Source organism: Flexivirga aerilata (assembly GCF_013002715.1).
Taxonomy (GTDB): domain Bacteria; phylum Actinomycetota; class Actinomycetes; order Actinomycetales; family Dermatophilaceae; genus Flexivirga; species Flexivirga aerilata.
This window is the reverse complement of the sequence record NZ_JABENB010000001.1, coordinates 551,520-567,476: the sequence shown is the minus strand read 5'-3', so window position 1 is coordinate 567,476 and position 15,957 is coordinate 551,520. Positions and strand designations below refer to the sequence as shown.

Genomic DNA, 15,957 nt, shown 5'->3' with positions numbered 1-15,957 from the left:
CGGCCCGGAGAGCCTGCAGCTTTCTCGAAAATCTGTTCGAAATCCCTTCCACCTGTCAGGCATCGAAGGTATGATCGATGTACGACGAAAGCCACTGCAGCGGAAGGAGATTCGTGCCCATGTCTCTCGATTCTGCTGTGCCGTTACCCGGGCGTCCGGATATGCCTGCTGGGGCGGTGCGGGTGCCGGTTGAGCCGGGGCGCGGGCCGGAGGTGCTGGAGCAGTTGCAGGCGGTCGCGGTGTTGCTGGATGAGGTGCCGGAGGTGGTGCACCAACTCGGCGACGGACAGGTGGAGTCACTGACGCAGGTGCTATTGCGCCTGCACGGGCGGTCGGCGCAGGTGGCTGCGGTGGTCACCGCTGATGCGGTGGACCGTGGGACGGTCGCGGACTCGACCGCTGCGAACACCACCCAATGGGTATGTCGTCACGCCGAAGCATCCGGGGTGCCGATCGAACCGGTCGAGGCGAAGTCGATCGCGATTGTCGCGGAGGCGTGCCGGGAGCGGAAGAACGCGGTCATCGCCACAGCAGTCGCACGAGGGTCGTGCACAGTCTCGACCGCAAGGGCCGCGTTGACCAATGCCGACAAGGTGACGCCGGTGATCCCGACCGCCGACCGGGGTGAGGTGCTGGCGTGGTTCCTGCAGTTGGACCCTGCGCTCGGGGTCAAGGGTGTGCAGGCGTTGACCCGGAAGATCCTCGCCACTTACGCCACCGAAGCACTCTCCGCGCAGGACGCGAAACTCGAACAGGTCGAAACGCTGACGTGGGGCACGACCGCTACCGGGATGACCAGGTTGGTCGCCGAGCTGGCGCCCGCGAATGCTGCGGTGTTGAAGGCGGCGATCACGGCCGGGTCCGCACCGCGGCCAGCTGCCGCGCCAGCGTGGTCCGATGCCGAAGGCGCGACAGCGAACGGCTCAGGCGCTGCGGTAGAGGACCCTGGCACTGGAGAGCCGACCCTGGCGGCCGGCAACGACACCGGCGGCAGCGTCGGCGTCGGCACCGGCACCGGCACCGGCGAAACCGTCCGTGATGAACGCACTCCGGGCAAACGCCGCGCGGATGCGTTGATGGAGCTGGTCACTGCGGGCGCGAAAGTGGCCGCCGGTGAGGTGGCACCGGTCGGGTCGGCGGCAACGATCCTGCTGACCATGGACTTCACGTCGCTGACCGACGGCATCGGCGGGGCGACCACCCCGGGCGGTGACGTGCTCGATGCCGGAGCCGCCCGCCGCGCCGCCTGTGACGCGGACCTGATCCCCGCTGTCCTCGGCGGACCCAGCCAACCGATGGATGTGGGCCGGCGAGAACGCCTGGTCACCAAGGGTTTACGCGCGGCTGTCGTCATACGGGATGGTGGGTGCACGTTCCCTGGTTGTGATCGACCGCCGGGTTTCTGCGAAGTTCATCATGTGATCCCGTGGTGGGCCGGTGGTGAAACCAGCCTCCCCAACTCCGCGATGCTCTGCTGCCGACATCACCAGGAAGTCCACCGACACGGGTTCATGGCACAAGTCGGCCCCGACGGCGTGACCTGGGACCTCACCCCCGGCCGCATGCCCGGCCACGCCCACGCGGCAGCCTGATGCCAATCGGCAGCACCCTGCAGGCAGGCAACTCAGCTCGAGCTGCAGCCACCCCCGCCGCCACAGCTGCTGCCCCCACCACAACTGCTCGAGCTGCAGCCGCTCGACCCGCAGCTGTGATGCGAACCGCCACCGTGGTGCGAGCCGCCGCCGTCGAACGGTCCACCGTCGTAGCCGTAGACGCCCGCACCGGTGCCCCCACCGGCACCCGACCGCTTCACCCGCCTGCGCCGGCCGGCATCGACTCCGCTGTTGCGGAGCAGGAAGCCCGCTCCGACGACAGTGATGGTGATGAGGACGATCGCAAGGATCATGACTGTGCTCCCCTCCCGAGCCGCGGGCCGCGCGCCCGCGTGAGCTTCAGGTGCCAGACCGTGTCGCCGACACCGATGTTCAACGACCAGCAGCCGGCGCGGATGGCGAGACACCCGCGGCGCTCACCCGCATAGACCGCCGCCAGCCGCAACCATGCACCGACGACAGGTGTCACCGGCCGGCCCTGCAACCACCGCCGGAAGCCCGCGACGTCGTCGTGCGCGCAGCCGTATTCGACGCACTGCCAGGCATATTCGGCGAACATCTCCCGCCAGCGGGGCAGCAACTCCACCTCCGGGCAGGCGTATGACGCAGCCGACGCCCGCTTGCGCAGCAGGATCCGCGCCGTGAGCCTCGCCGCATCCGGGTCGAAACCCGCCGGCGCCCGGCCGGCGAGCAGTTCCGCCACCACCGCCGACTGCCGCGCCGCGAGCTGCTCCCGAGCGGCGTCGACCTCGGGGGCCGCCTCGCGCGCGAGCGCCGTCATACGAGCGCCCCGTTCACGACCGCGAGATCGGCCCGGACCGCCTCGGCGCTCAGGTTGTCGTCGCGCTCCAACAGCACCCCCGGCGCTTGCGGCGCAACGGTTTCCGCCAGGTCGGTGAGCAGGTCCGCGACCGCGCGCAGCACCGGGTCGGCGTGGGTGTCGAGATAGAAGCCGGAGTCCCACCGGCCGCCCGCGACGTGCACGTAGGCGATCCGGTGGAGCGGGAAACGGTGCAGGTCCGCGTGCGGGTCGGAGCCGCGCGCGGTCGCGCTGGCATAGAGGTTGGCCACGTCGAGCACGATGCCCACGTCGGTGAGTTCGACCAGTTCGGTGAGGAATTCGGGCTCCGACAGCTCATCTTCCGGCCACGACATGACGGCCGCGATGTTCTCGACCGCGAGCGGCACCGGCAACTGGTCGCGCGCGATCGCGATGTTGTCGGCCAGCACCGCGAGACTGTCCCGTGTGCGCGGCGGTGGCAGCAGGTGCTCCGCCTCCAGCACGTCCCCGTGCATCGTGTCGGGGCTGTCCGCCGCGCGCACGAACGCCACATGCTCACTCACCAGCGGCGAGCCGAAATGCGTTGCCAGCTCTGCCAATCGACGCAATCGCGCTGGATCGGGTCGCCCGGCGCCGGCCAGCCCGAGCGACACCCCGTGCGGCACCACGACGGTGCCGCGCGCAGCGAGCGCCACCAGTCGCGGATCGACCGCCGGCAGGTGGACATTCTCGGCGACCACCTCGGTGAAGTGCAGGTGGCCGCCATCGGCCAGCTCGGCGACGAGGTCGGCCACCGCCGGCCGCCACGCGACGGCGGTGCCGGTGAGACCGGCGGTGAGTCCGTGAGTGAGGCCGGCGGTGACGTCGCCGGTCGATCCGAACGTTGCGCTCATGGTGCCCCCTTGACGTCCCAAGATAGCGAGCGCGTTCCGGGCGGAGGTCACGATCACGCATCGGGGTGCGACGCACGTCACCCGCGACCCTGGGCTATACCTGGAGACGGCTGCGGGGCGAGCCCGCCCGCACCGTCATACCGACCCCGAGGAGTCGCCGATGGCAACGGTCGCCGAGAACCTGGTCAAGAACCTGCACGCACACGGCATCCGGCGGGTCTACGGCATCCCCGGCGACTCGCTCAACGGCTTCACCGACGCGCTGCGCAAGCAGGGCGACATCACCTGGGTGCATGTGCGGCACGAGGAGGCGGCGGCGTTCGCGGCCGCGGCCGATGCCGAGCTCACCGGCGATCTCGCGGTCTGCGCCGGCAGCTGCGGCCCCGGCAACCTGCACCTCATCAACGGCCTGTATGACGCCAACCGCAGCCGCGTCCCGGTGCTCGCGATCGCCGCCCACATCCCCACCGCCGAGATCGGCTCCGGCTACTTCCAGGAGACCCACCCGCAGGAGCTCTTCCGCGAGTGCTCGGTCTACGCCGAATACGTCGCCGACCCCTCGCAGATGCCGCGCCTGCTGGAGATCGCGACCCGCACCGCGATCGAGAAGCGCGGTGTCGCGGTCCTCGTCATACCCGGCGATGTCGCGCTCGCCGAGGCCAAGAGCGATCGGGTGGTGCGCATCCGGCCGACGCGGTCGGCCGTGCTGCCGTCCGAGGACGAGCTCGAGGCAGCGGCGCAGCTGCTCAACGGCGCGCAGCGCATCACGATCCTCGCCGGTGCCGGCACCGCAGGCGCGCACGACGAGGTCGTCGCCCTCGCCGGCAAGCTGAACGCTCCGATCGTGCACGCGCTGCGCGGCAAGGAACACCTGGAATGGGACAACCCCTACGACGTCGGTATGACGGGACTCCTCGGCTTCGCGTCGGGCTATCGCGCGATGGCCGGCTCCGACGCGGTGCTCATGCTCGGCACGGATTTCCCCTACCAGCAGTTCCTGCCCGCGAACGCGAAGTACGTGCAGGTCGACGTGCGCGGCGAGCAACTCGGCAGACGCCACCCGGTCGACGTCGGCCTGGTCGGCACCGTCAAGGAGACCGTGCCCGCGCTGGCGGGCCGCCTCGCCCCGCGCACCGACGACAAGCACCTGCGCGACGCGCGCGACCACTACCGCAAGACCCGCGCCAAACTCGACGAGCTCGCGACGCCCGCGCCGGCCGACAAGGCGCTGCACCCGCAGTTCGTCGCGCGCACTCTCGACCGGCTCGCCGCGGACGACGCGGTGTTCATCCCCGACGTCGGGTCGCCGGTGGTGTGGGCCGCGCGCTACATCACGATGAACGGCACGCGCCGGATGCTCGGCTCCTTCGTGCACGGCAGCATGGCCAACGCGCTGCCCCAGGCGATCGGGGGCCAGGCGGCATACCGCAATCGGCAGATCATCGCGATGGCCGGCGACGGCGGTCTCACCATGCTGCTGGGCGAGCTGGTGACGTTGGTGCAGAACCGCCTGCCGGTCAAGATCGTGGTCTTCGACAACTCCTCGCTCAACTTCGTGGAGCTGGAGATGAAGGCCGCCGGCTTCGTCACCTACGGCACCGATCTGCAGAACCCGGACTTCGCCGCGGTCGCGGATGCCGTTGGCCTCAAGGGTTTTCGGGTCGACAGTTCCGACCAGCTCGAGCCGGCACTGCGTGACGCGCTGGCCCATGACGGGCCGGCCCTGGTCTCGGTGCGCACCAACCGGCAGGAGCTGTCGATGCCTCCGGCCGTGACGCTCGAGCAGGCGCGCGGGTTCACCCTCTACGCGATCCGCACCGTGCTGTCGGGGCGCGGCGACGAGCTGCTCGACCTGGCCTCGACCAACTTCCGCCAGCTCCTGTGAACAACCTCCGCGGTATGTCGGTGCCCCGGGCTACCGTCGAGTGGTGAGCCACAGCCCGGACTTCGAGGTGCACGGCGCCGACTGGGTGCGCCAGGTGACCGACGAGCAGATCGTGCAGCACGTAGGGGAGTTGTCCTACGAGCGCGCGCTGGTCTACGTCGACTCCGAGCGGGTGCTGACCATCAACACCGGCGACCGCGGCCGGTTGCTGCTTTCCACCGTCGACGGCAGCCGCGACCGTCCCTACACGGTGATGATCACCCGTCTCGACACCGCCGGCGGCGACCCGGACTGGATGTCCCGCTGCTCCTGCCCGGTAGCGACCGAGTGCAAACACGTCGCCGCCACCCTGCTCACCGCGCGCGACGCCGTCGGCGGCCGCGCCGACCCGATCCCCGCGTGGCGCCGCTTCGTGCAGCAGCAACTCGACGACACCGAGCAGCGCGCGGCCGCCGACGACGGCGTCCGGCTCGGGCTGCGCATCGGCACCTCGCGACAGCTGCTGCACGGCCGGCCGGCGTTGCGGGTGGCGCTGGCGCCCAGCCATCTCACCAAGACCGGCCGCTGGTCCAAGCAGACCTCGTGGGACGACGTGGCTGCCAACCAGTTGATCCGGCGCTTCAATGCCGAGCAAGCACAAGCACTTTCGCGTCTCCGCCAGCTCGCTCGCGGCGGGGCGCACGCGGTGTTCTACTCCGGTGCCGGCATCTTCCTCGATGAGTGCGGTCCGGCGGTGTGGGGCGCGCTGCACGACATCGTCGACGGGGGCGTGGAGCTGCTCCCGTCATACGGCAGTGACTATGGGGTGAGCCTCGTGCCCGATCCGGTGCGGGTCGCCGCCGATTTCCAGCGCCAGCAGGACGGTTCGGTGGTTGGCCGGGCCGATGTCGTCGGTCTGCCCGACGACGACGGCGAGCTGCTGCTCGTCGGCGACCCGCCGCACGGGGTCGTGCTGCGCGGCTTCGACCACAACCTCACCCTCGCCGCCACCGACCGCCCGGTCACCGGTCCAGCGCTCGCCATGCTGCTCGACGGGCCGGTCGAGGTGCCCGCGCAGGACGCCGACGAGTTCGTCGACCTCTACCTGCCGCGGCTGGCCCGCCGCCTGCACGCGGTGGCCGATCTCGACGGCCCTCCCGAGCCGTTGCGGCTGCGGCTCACGGTGACGTCGCCGGAGCCGCAGGCCATCGAGATCACCGCCCAGTTGGTCTATGCCGGAAGGCATCTCAAGGCTGTCGCCCCCGACCTCTACGACCGCACCCGCGACCGCAAGGCCGAGCACGAGCTGGTGCAGCGACTGGAGCCGGACCTGCGCGCCGTCGGCCTCATGCATGCGATCGGCGGGCTCGGCTGGTGGCCGATGGAGCGGTCCCGGCTGGAGGGCTGGCGTGCGGTGCGCCTCGCCGAGCGCCTCGACACTCTTGCCGAGCACGACGACATCGACCTCGTCGTCGACGGTGACCTGCCCGTCTTCGAGGAGTCGACCAGCACGCCGCAGATCAGCGTCGGTGCCACCGACTCCGAGGACAACGACTGGCTCGACCTGCGCGTCAGCGTCACCATCGACGGCGAGGAGGTCCCCTTCACCCCGCTCTTCGCCGCCCTGGCCCGCGGTGACGAGGCGATGCTGCTCGACTCCGGCACGTGGTTCACCCTCGACCACCCCGAGCTGCAGCAGCTCGAGCGGCTCATCGCCGAGGCCCGCGAGCTGTCCGATAGACAGCGAGAAGGCTTGTCGATCAACAGGTTTCAGCTCGGCCTGTGGGAGGAGCTCGAGTCCATCGGCGTCGTCGACCAGCAGAGCAGCCGCTGGGCGCAGCAGATCGAGCGCATCCGCGGACTCGACGAGTTCACCCGGCCGACCGTGCCCGACGGACTCAAGGCAACCCTGCGGCCCTACCAACTCGACGGCTTCACCTGGCTCGCCGCTCTCTGGGACTGTGCGCTCGGTGGCGTGCTCGCCGACGACATGGGGCTCGGCAAGACACTGCAGACCCTCGCGCTCCTCGCCCGCGCCCGCGAGGAGGGAGAGCTGCACATCCCGGTGCTGGTCGTGGCGCCCAGCTCGGTCGTCGGCACGTGGGTCAGTGAGGCCGGCCGGTTCGCGCCCGACCTGCGGGTGGTGGCGCTCGCCGAGACCAGCAAGCGGCGGGGCACGACCGTCGCCGAGGCGATCGCCGGGGCCGAAGTGGTCGTCACGTCATACGCAGTGCTGCGGCTGGACGCCGAGCAGTTCGCCGAAACCGATTGGAACGGCTTGGTGCTCGACGAGGCGCAGTCGGTCAAGAACCACCAGTCCAAGACCTTCCAGGCCGCCAAGCGGGTCGGCGCGCCGTTCACGCTGGCGATCACCGGCACCCCGCTCGAAAACTCCCTGATGGATCTCTGGTCGATGCTCGCGCTCGCCGCGCCGGGGCTCTATCCCCGGCCCGACGCCTTCACCCAGCGCTACCGCAAGCCGATCGAGCGCGGCGAGGCGCCCGAGCTGCTCGACCAGCTGCGGCAACGCATCCGGCCGCTGATGTTGCGTCGCACCAAGGACCAGGTCGCCTCCGATCTGCCGCCGAAGCAGGAGCAGACGCTCTCGGTGACGCTCACCCCGCGGCACCGGCAGACCTACGATCGCCAGCTGCAGCGCGAGCGGCAGCGCATCCTCGGCCTGCTCGACGACCCCGACGCTAACCGGGTGGAGATCCTCGCCTCGCTGACCCGGCTGCGACAGCTGGCGCTCGACCCCCGCCTGGTCGACCCCGAGACCGCCGCGGCCGAGACCTCGGCGAAGCTCGCGGTCCTGGTCGAGCAGCTCGTGGAGCTGGCGCAGGAGGGCCACCGTGCGCTGGTCTTCAGCCAGTTCACCTCCTACCTCGCGCTCGCCCGGGACGCACTGGCCGAGGCGGGGCTGACCACGTCATACCTCGACGGCCGCACGCGGAGCCGGCAGAAGGTGATCGACGACTTCAAGCAGGGTGACCAGGCCGCCTTCCTGATCTCGCTGAAGGCCGGCGGCGTCGGTCTCACGCTCACCGAGGCCGACTACGTCTTCGTGCTCGACCCGTGGTGGAACCCGGCGACCGAGGCGCAGGCGATCGACCGCGCGCACCGCATCGGGCAGGACAAGCCGGTGATGGTCTACCGGCTGGTGAGCGCGGGCACCATCGAGGAGAAGGTCGTGGCCCTGCAGGAGCGCAAGCGGGCGCTGTTCGAGCAGGTGGTCGACGGGGGCGGGGTGCTCGGCGGCGCGATCACGCCGGACGACATCCGCGGCCTGCTCCAGTGATGCCGGTCCGGCCGCAACCGCAAAGCTGACGAAACCTTTACCGCTTCATCACCCGGCCCTTACGCGGCCGGGGACACCATCTGATGAACCTCGGCCATCCCGAGGTCCATCAGAAGGGAACACGATCCAATGGCAACTCCCCGTCAGCGTTTCTTCGTCCTCACCGCGTGCTGCGCCGTCACCGCAGCCACCGCGGTCGCCGGTGCCGCGAACGCCGCCCCCGGCGGCAACGATCGCGTGCGCTCGACCAATGCGGTCTCGGTCGGCTCGCCCAAGGTCGACCGGGCGGTGAAGGCAGTGGACGACAACCGCGGCCGTTACGGCCTGTCGGCCGATCAGAAGCTCACCAGGAAGTCGGCGCTCACCGACGACAACGGCACCACGCACGTGCGCGCGCAGCAGACCTACAAGGGGCTGCCGGTGATCGGCGGCGACCTGGTGATCCACCAGACCACCGGTGGCGCGGTCACGATCTCGCGCACCCTCGGCAAACCTCTCTCGCTCGACACCAAGAGCGCTGCCGCGGCGCCGAAGATGAAGGGCGCACAAGGCAATTCGCGTCTCGTCGTCGACACGGTGAAGGGCGCGCCGAAGCTCGCCTGGGAGACGACCGTCACCGGTGTGCAGGCGGACGGGACGCCGAGCCGGAAGTTGGTCTACACCGATGCGAAGACCGGTGTGGTGATTCGCTCGGAGGAGCGGGTGATGACCGTGGGTGGGCAGGGCAATTCGTTGTATGGCGGGACGGTGCCGCTGGAGCTGACCCAGAGTGGTGCCAACTACCTGATGAAGGACCCGACCCGCGGCAACACCTACACGATCGACGTCAACAACCAGACCGACTCGGTCATCTGCCAGTACTTCGGGTCCAACTGCGCCACCGGTCCGGTCTTCTCCGGTCCGGACACCAGCTTCGGCAATGGCACGACGTCGAGTCGGGAGTCTGCGGGTGTGGATGCGCAGTTCGGCACGGACGAGACGTGGGATTACTACAAGACCAACTTCGGCCGCAACGGGATCTTCAACACCGGGAAGGGGTCGTACAACCGGGTGCATTACGGGCAGGGCTATGTGAATGCGTTCTGGGACGGCACGAAGATGACCTATGGCGACGGGGACGGCGCCAACTACGGGCCGTTGACGTCGTTGGACGTGGCCGGGCACGAGATGAGTCACGGGGTGACGGAGAACTCGGCGAACCTGACCTACAGCGGAGAGTCGGGTGGGTTGAACGAGTCGACCAGTGACATCTTCGGCACGATGGTGGAGTTCTTCTCGGCCAATGCCAAGGACACCGGGGACTACCTGATCGGGGAGATGTTCGACAAGACCGGTAAGGGTCTGCGGCGGATGGACAACCCGGCCGCCGACGGCAAGAGCGCCAACTGCTGGAGTTCGAGCGTGGGCAGCCTGAATGTGCATTACTCGTCGGGGGTGGGTAACCACTTCTACTACCTGCTGGCCGAGGGCTCGGGTGCCAAGACGATCAACGGTGTCGCGCACAACTCCCCGACCTGTGACGGCAGCAGCGTGGCTGGGATCGGCCGCAGTGATGCCCAGCAGATCTGGTACCGGGCGTTGACGGTCTACATGACCAGCAGCACCAACTACGCCGGTGCCCGCACCGCCACCCTCAACGCCGCCAAGGACCTGTATGGCGCGACCTCCGCGCAATACACCGCGGTCGGCAAGGCCTGGAGCGCCGTCAACGTCAACTGACGTCCGCGGACAGCTTCGGATGAGAACGGCCGGCCCTACCCCACGGGGCCGGCCGTTTTCATCGGCGGAAATCTGGTTACCCCCAAGTAACTTCGTCTACGCTGACTGACCATGAAACTCCCGTTCGCAAGACAACCGCGTTCGTATGCCGGTGCCCGCGCCCTGGTCACCGGCGGCTGTTCGGGCCTCGGTCAGGCCCTGGTCAAGCTGCTCGTGCGCGACGGCGCCCGCGTGGTGGTCGGCGACGTGCACGAGCAGGCACCGGCCGGCTCGCTGCCCGAGGGCGTGGACTACCTGCGGCTCGACGTGCGCAGCGAGGACGACTGGAACGCCGCGCGCAACTGGGTCGAGGCCCACTACGGCGGCCTCGACCTGCTGGTCAACAACGCCGGCATCGCGGCCGGCGGCCGCATCGACGTGGCCGACATGCAGGAGTGGGAACGCATCATCGACATCAACCTGCTCGGCGTCGTGCGCGGCTGCCGCGCGTTCGTGCCGATGATGAAGCAGCAGGGCGGTGGACAGATCGTCAACACCGCCTCCCTCGCGGGGCTGGTGCATGCGCCGGCGATGTCGTCATACAACGCGGTGAAGGCGGGGGTCGTGGCGATCAGCGAGACGCTGCGCGCCGAGCTGGCGCCCGACCACATCGCGGTGTCGGCGATCTGTCCCGCGTTCTTCCGCACCAACCTCGCCTCGTCGTTCCAGGGCAAGGATGTCGACATGGAGCACAGCGGCACCGACCTGATCAACAAGGCGCCGCGCTCCGCCGACCAGGTCGCGCGGGTCGCCTACGCCGGCATGAAGGCGGAGAAGCTGATCATCCTCACCGATCAGGACGGCCAGATCGCGTATGGCGCCAAGCGATTCGTGCGTCCCGTGTATGACGCGGCGATGCGTTCGGCCGGCAAGCGGGTCGCGGCCGGGAAGTCACCCACGCCCGCCGCCCTGGACAAGCTGCAGTCGCTCGGCGCCCGATCCCGACGGGACAAGTAGTCGGGCCCCACGCCATACCCCCGCCGACGTACGGTGGAGCCATGAGCACAATCGCGATCATCGGTGGACATGGCAAGGTTGCGCTGCTGCTCGAGCAGCTGCTGAGCGCGAGCGGGCACAACGTGCTGGCGATCATCCGCAACGACGAGCACGTGGCGGAGGTGGCGGCCACCGGTGCGACCCCGGTCGTCGCCGACGTCGAGCACCTCGACGTGCCGGCCATGGCCGAGCACCTGACCGGTGCGGACGCCGTCGTCTGGTCGGCCGGCGCGGGTGGCGGCAGCCCGTCGCGCACCTATGCGGTCGACCGCGACGCCGCCATCCGCAGCATGAACGCCGCGACCACCGCCGGCGTGCAGCGTTACGTCATGGTGTCCTACTTCGGCGCATCGGTGGATCACGGTGTGCCGGAAGACAATTCGTTCTTCGCGTATGCCGAGGCGAAGGCCGCCGCCGACGAGTACCTCCGTGGCACCGGCCTGGAGTGGACGATCGCCGCGCCGAGCCGCCTCACCTCCGACGAACCCACCGGCCGGATCGAGATCAACGGTGTCGACGGTGCGGAGGTCTCCGCCGGCGAGGTGACCCGCGGCGACGTGGCCGCGGTGATCGCCGCGCTGCTGCAGGCGCCCCAGTCGGTCGGCACGATGGTGCAGTTCAACAACGGACCGACGCCGATCGCCGAAGCGATCGACCAGCTCTAGCGCAGCTCTAGCGCACGCCCAACCCCTCACCGAGAGGCTCACTTATCACTGAGTGGACCACTTGTCCGGCCACCGATCCGGCCGGATAAGTGGTCCTGTCGACGATAAGTGGGCCTCTCGGTGCCTGAGCGACGGGCGCGCCGGCGCTCATGGCAGCACCCGGTCGTGACCACAGCGCCGCCATATTGTCGGTGAGCACTCTCATCACTCATGGACAACGTGACCGCGCAGCTGCGGACCTTCGATCAGACACCCCGCAGCGGCGACTCCGCCGGAGTTGAGCACCGCACCAGCACCGGCTCCCGCACCAGCCGGCTGCACCGGCTGTGGCACGGACACCCTGACGATCCGGGCTGGGCACGACCGGCGTTGCTGGTGCTGCTCGTCGCGACCGGCATCCTCTACTTCTACGACCTCACGTCCAGCGGATGGGCAAACTCGTTCTATTCCGCTGCGGCACAAGCGGGTTCGGTCAACTGGGAGGCCTTCTTCTTCGGCTCCTCCGACGCGGCCAACTCGATCACGGTCGACAAGCCACCGGCATCCCTCTGGGTCATGGCGCTGTCGGTGCGGGTGCTCGGACTCAATTCGTTCGCGATCCTGATGCCGCAGGCGCTGATGGGAGTCGCGACCGTCGGCGCGCTCTATGCGACCGTGCGACGGCACTTCGGCGCCGCGGCGGGTCTGCTGGCTGGGGCAACGCTCGCGCTCACCCCGGTCGCGGCGCTGATGTTCCGCTTCAACAACCCAGACGCCCTGCTCGTCCTCTTGATGACCCTCGGCGCCTGGGCGACCATGCGGGCGCTCGAGCATGGATCGATGCGGTGGGCGGCGCTGGTCGGGGTGTTCCTCGGCCTCGGCTTCCTGACCAAGACCCTGCAGGTCTTCCTGGTCGTGCCGTTCTTCGCGGCCGCGTTCCTGATCGCCGCAAACTCACCGCTGCGCCGGCGCATCGCCGGGCTGCTCGTCGCGACCGGTGCAATGGTCGTCGCCGGTGGCTGGTGGGTCGCGGTCGTGCAGCTCGTCCCGGCCGGAGCGCGACCGTATATCGGTGGTAGTCAAGACAATTCGTTCTGGAATCTGACGTTCGGCTACAACGGGTTCGGCCGGATCAGCGGCAACGAGGCCGGCTCGGTCGGCGGCGGCGGACCAGGCGGAGCCGGCGGCCAGTGGGGTTCGACCGGGCTCACCCGGATGTTCGGTGCCGAGGTCGGGGGCCAGATCTCCTGGCTGTTGCCGACCGCACTCATCCTGCTCGGCGTCGGACTCTGGCTGCGCGGCCGTGCGCCGCGGACCGACCTGCGCCGGGCCGCCTACCTGGTGTGGGGCGGCTGGCTGGTGGTCACCGGGCTGACCTTCTCGCTGATGGCCGGCATCTTCCACCAGTACTACACGGTCGCGCTCGCACCGGCGATCGGCGCGCTCGTCGGCATGGGCGCGACCGAGGCGTGGCGCCGTCGTCATACGCCGGTCGGATCGATCGGGCTGGCCGCGGCGACGGCGGCTGCCGCGATCTGGTCCTTCATCCTGCTCAGCCGCACGACTGCCTATGGCGACTGGTTGCGAGTCTCGATCCTCGTGGTCGGCCTGGCCGCCGCCTTCCTGCTGCTCGGGCTGAAATGGTTGCCCACCAAGGCAATCCCGCTGCTGGTGGCCGGCGCGATCCTGGCGGGCCTGGCCGGGCCGACGGCATACACGGTCACCACCGTGCGGGAGGCGCACACCGGATCGATCCCGACGGCCGGACCGGCCGGGGCAGGTGGGTTCGGCGGCGGCCGCTCTGGCGGAGGTATGCCGGGAGCCCCGCCCGGCGCGGCCCGCAACCAGCAGGCCGGCACCCCACCGGGCATCCGGCCCGGCACCCAGCCGGGTGGCGGGCAGCCGACCGGCACCCGACCGCCCGGCGGGATGGGCGGTCTGCTCGACGCGAACAGCCCGAGCACCGCCGTGGTCTCAGCGCTGGAGAAGGACGCCGAACGCTACACCTGGGTGGCCGCGGCGATCGGCAGCAACAACGCCGCCGGTCTGCAGCTCGGGACCGGCCTGCCGGTGATGCCGGTCGGCGGCTTCAACGGCAGCGACCCGTCGCCGACCCTGGCGCAGTTCAAAACCTATGTGGCCCAAGGCAAGATCCACTACTTCCTCGCCGGAGGCAACGGCCCGGACCAGGCCGGCGGATCGGGCGCGGCCCAGCAGATCACCGCCTGGGTGTCGGCCAACTTCACGAGCGTCACCATCGGCGGCCAGACGTTCTACGACCTCACGCAGCCGCTCGCCGGCGGGGCAGGGGCCGGCTCGTGAACACCCCGACGACGACGGTGCTCGACCTGGTGATCCCGGTGCACAACGAGGAACGGGTCGTCGCGGCGAGTGTGCGCACCGTGCACCGCATGCTCACCGAGACGTTCCCCTATCCGTTCCGGATCACGGTCGCCGACAGCGGATCGACCGACGGCACAGCGATGGTGGCCCGCCGCCTCGTGCGCGAATTGCCTTGTGTGCACCTGCATCTGGTGGCCCAGAAGGGTCGTGGTCTCGCGCTGAAGCGAGCCTGGTCGGCGTCGGACGCGATGATCCTGGCCTACCTGGACGTCGACCTGTCGACCGATCTCGACGCGCTCGCGCCTCTGGTGGCGCCGCTGATGTCCGGACACTCGGACGTCGCGATCGGCTCTCGCCGCGCGCACGGGTCGCACGTGGTGCGCGGCCTGAAGCGCGAAGTCATCTCTCGCGGCTACAACTTCATCGTGCACTCGGCGCTGCGCGCCCGGTTCAGCGACGCGCAGTGCGGTTTCAAGGCGATCCGGGCGGACGTCGCGGGTTGCTTGCTGCCGTTGATCGTCGACGACAGCTGGTTCTTCGACACCGAGCTGCTGGTGCTCGCCGAACGTGCGGGTTTGCGGATCCACGAGGTGCCGGTCGACTGGTATGACGACCCGGACAGCCGGGTGCAGATCGCGCGAACGGCATGTGACGACCTGCGCGGCGTATGGCGGCTTCGCCGGACGCGACGAGCTGCGGCATACGAGCTGGCGGGTGTCCGAAACCGCCTGGGACGCAACGGAATCCTCGCGGCTCCGGCCTTCCCTCAGTCCGGCTCGGGCGGCTCGTCGGCGCCCTCGCGTGCGTCGCGGTCGGCCCAGTCCAGGAGCTGATCGAGCCGGAATGCCTGGTCGTCGATGCCGGCGTGCAGGTCGCCGCGCTCGGCGAACCGGGCGGGCACGGTCGCGATCGTGCAGTCGCGCGGGTCGACGTCGTCGAGCTCGGACCAGTCGATCGGGGTGGACACGGTGGCCTCGGGATTGCCGCGCACCGAGTAGGCGGCCGCGATGGTGTGGTCGCGGGCGTTCTGGTTGTAGTCGACGAAAACCGTTGCGGGGTCTCGGTCCTTGCGCCACCAGGTGGTCGTCACGTCCTGCGGGGAGCGGCGTTCGACCTCCCGGGCGAAGGCGAGCGCCGCTCGTCGTACGTCGGCGAAGCCCCACTCCGGCTCGATGCGCACGTAGATGTGCAGGCCCGACCCGCCGGAGGTCTTCGGGTAGCCGGTGATGCCGAGCTCGTCGAGGACTTCGTGCGCCACGTGCGCGGTGCGGCGCACCCGGTCGAAACCCGCCTCCGGCATCGGGTCGAGGTCGATGCGCCACTCGTCGGGGCGCTCGACGTCGGTCCGGCGCGAGTTCCACGGATGGAACTCGACCGTCGACATCTGCACCGCCCAGATCACGCTGCCGATCTCGGTCACGCAGAGTTCGTCGGCGGTGCGGTTCCACCGCGGGAAGTGAATGTTGACTGTTTCCAGCCAATCCGGCGCGCCCTTGGGCAGCCGCTTCTGATGCACCTTCTCGCCGGTGACGCCGGTCGGGTAGCGGTGCAGCATCGTCGGCCGGTCGCGCAACGCGCGCACGACGCCGTCGCCGACCGACAGGTAGTAGTTGGCGAGGTCGAGCTTGGTCTCGCCGCGGGCCGGGAAGTAGACCCGGTCCGGGTTGGAGATCCGGATCGTGCGCTCGCCCGCGCTCACCTCGGTCGCCGGTGACGTGCCCTTGGCTGGCATGTGCTCAACCTAGCGGCTGTCCGTCGTCCGGCGGC

The 15,957-nt window shown here is 69.6% G+C and carries 12 protein-coding genes; 8 read left to right on the top strand and 4 right to left on the bottom strand.

Annotation, left to right across the window (positions count from 1 at the left end; genetic code table 11):
* Positions 1–119 precede the first annotated feature (119 nt).
* Positions 120–1,592 (top strand): HNH endonuclease signature motif containing protein, encoded by a 1,473-nt coding sequence (locus tag HJ588_RS02665; protein WP_171151693.1) that lies wholly within the window; start codon positions 120–122, stop codon positions 1,590–1,592.
* Positions 1,593–1,624: 32 nt separating this feature from the next.
* On the opposite strand, the gene HJ588_RS02660 is transcribed toward HJ588_RS02665, so the two are convergent.
* From HJ588_RS02660 to HJ588_RS02650, 3 genes are read right to left on the bottom strand one after another with little or no spacing between them, the layout of a single operon-like run.
* Positions 1,625–1,906 carry a hypothetical protein gene (locus tag HJ588_RS02660; RefSeq protein WP_171151692.1) on the bottom strand — a complete coding sequence of 94 codons (282 nt, stop codon included), beginning with the start codon at positions 1,904–1,906 and terminating at the stop codon, positions 1,625–1,627.
* Positions 1,903–2,394, bottom strand: a complete 492-nt coding sequence (locus tag HJ588_RS02655) for an SCO6045 C-terminal-like domain-containing protein (protein WP_171151691.1) — start codon at positions 2,392–2,394, stop codon at positions 1,903–1,905. Before HJ588_RS02655 ends, HJ588_RS02660 begins: the two co-directional genes overlap by 4 nt.
* Positions 2,391–3,287: a multinuclear nonheme iron-dependent oxidase gene (locus tag HJ588_RS02650; protein WP_171151690.1), complete on the bottom strand. Its 897-nt coding sequence runs from the start codon at positions 3,285–3,287 to the stop codon at positions 2,391–2,393. Before HJ588_RS02650 ends, HJ588_RS02655 begins: the two co-directional genes overlap by 4 nt.
* 160 nt (positions 3,288–3,447) lie before the next feature.
* Here HJ588_RS02650 and poxB point away from each other — a divergent pair, with 160 nt between their 5' ends.
* The 7 genes from poxB to HJ588_RS18915 all read left to right on the top strand — a co-directional run bounded on the left by poxB (position 3,448) and on the right by HJ588_RS18915 (position 15,023).
* Positions 3,448–5,172, top strand: coding sequence for a ubiquinone-dependent pyruvate dehydrogenase (gene poxB, locus HJ588_RS02645; RefSeq protein ID WP_171151689.1), 1,725 nt, complete (start codon positions 3,448–3,450; stop codon positions 5,170–5,172).
* 43 nt (positions 5,173–5,215) lie between these two features.
* Positions 5,216–8,449, top strand: a complete 3,234-nt coding sequence (locus HJ588_RS19895) for an SNF2-related protein (RefSeq protein ID WP_171151688.1) — start codon at positions 5,216–5,218, stop codon at positions 8,447–8,449.
* 129 nt (positions 8,450–8,578) lie between these two features.
* Positions 8,579–10,168: a M4 family metallopeptidase gene (locus HJ588_RS02635; protein WP_171151686.1), complete on the top strand. Its 1,590-nt coding sequence runs from the start codon at positions 8,579–8,581 to the stop codon at positions 10,166–10,168.
* A gap of 111 nt (positions 10,169–10,279) precedes the next feature.
* On the top strand, positions 10,280–11,164 hold the full coding sequence (locus HJ588_RS02630; RefSeq protein ID WP_171151684.1) for an SDR family NAD(P)-dependent oxidoreductase: 885 nt from the start codon (positions 10,280–10,282) through the stop codon (positions 11,162–11,164).
* Positions 11,165–11,205: 41 nt separating this feature from the next.
* A complete protein-coding gene (locus HJ588_RS02625) occupies positions 11,206–11,868 on the top strand; it encodes an SDR family oxidoreductase (RefSeq protein WP_171151682.1) in 663 nt (220 codons plus the stop codon).
* A gap of 210 nt (positions 11,869–12,078) precedes the next feature.
* Positions 12,079–14,169, top strand: a complete 2,091-nt coding sequence (locus tag HJ588_RS18920; protein ID WP_212755256.1) for an ArnT family glycosyltransferase — start codon at positions 12,079–12,081, stop codon at positions 14,167–14,169.
* On the top strand, positions 14,166–15,023 hold the full coding sequence (locus HJ588_RS18915; RefSeq protein ID WP_343036566.1) for a dolichyl-phosphate beta-glucosyltransferase: 858 nt from the start codon (positions 14,166–14,168) through the stop codon (positions 15,021–15,023). Before HJ588_RS18920 ends, HJ588_RS18915 begins: the two co-directional genes overlap by 4 nt.
* Here the strand turns inward: HJ588_RS18915 and ligD are convergent.
* Positions 14,957–15,922, bottom strand: a complete 966-nt coding sequence (gene ligD, locus HJ588_RS02615) for a non-homologous end-joining DNA ligase (protein ID WP_171151680.1) — start codon at positions 15,920–15,922, stop codon at positions 14,957–14,959. The two genes, HJ588_RS18915 and ligD, sit on opposite strands and share 67 nt — an antisense overlap.
* Positions 15,923–15,957: the final 35 nt, after the last annotated feature.

Coding starts and splice junctions, on each gene's coding strand:
- HJ588_RS02635 (WP_171151686.1), top strand. CDS start 8,579: ATGGCAACTCCCCGTCAGCGTTTCTTCGTCCTCACCGCGTGCTGCGCC.
- HJ588_RS02625 (WP_171151682.1), top strand. CDS start 11,206: ATGAGCACAATCGCGATCATCGGTGGACATGGCAAGGTTGCGCTGCTG.
- HJ588_RS02655 (WP_171151691.1), bottom strand. CDS start 2,394: ATGACGGCGCTCGCGCGCGAGGCGGCCCCCGAGGTCGACGCCGCTCGG.
- HJ588_RS02650 (WP_171151690.1), bottom strand. CDS start 3,287: ATGAGCGCAACGTTCGGATCGACCGGCGACGTCACCGCCGGCCTCACT.
- HJ588_RS02665 (WP_171151693.1), top strand. CDS start 120: ATGTCTCTCGATTCTGCTGTGCCGTTACCCGGGCGTCCGGATATGCCT.
- ligD (WP_171151680.1), bottom strand. CDS start 15,922: ATGCCAGCCAAGGGCACGTCACCGGCGACCGAGGTGAGCGCGGGCGAG.
- HJ588_RS18920 (WP_212755256.1), top strand. CDS start 12,079: ATGGACAACGTGACCGCGCAGCTGCGGACCTTCGATCAGACACCCCGC.
- poxB (WP_171151689.1), top strand. CDS start 3,448: ATGGCAACGGTCGCCGAGAACCTGGTCAAGAACCTGCACGCACACGGC.
- HJ588_RS02630 (WP_171151684.1), top strand. CDS start 10,280: ATGAAACTCCCGTTCGCAAGACAACCGCGTTCGTATGCCGGTGCCCGC.
- HJ588_RS02660 (WP_171151692.1), bottom strand. CDS start 1,906: ATGATCCTTGCGATCGTCCTCATCACCATCACTGTCGTCGGAGCGGGC.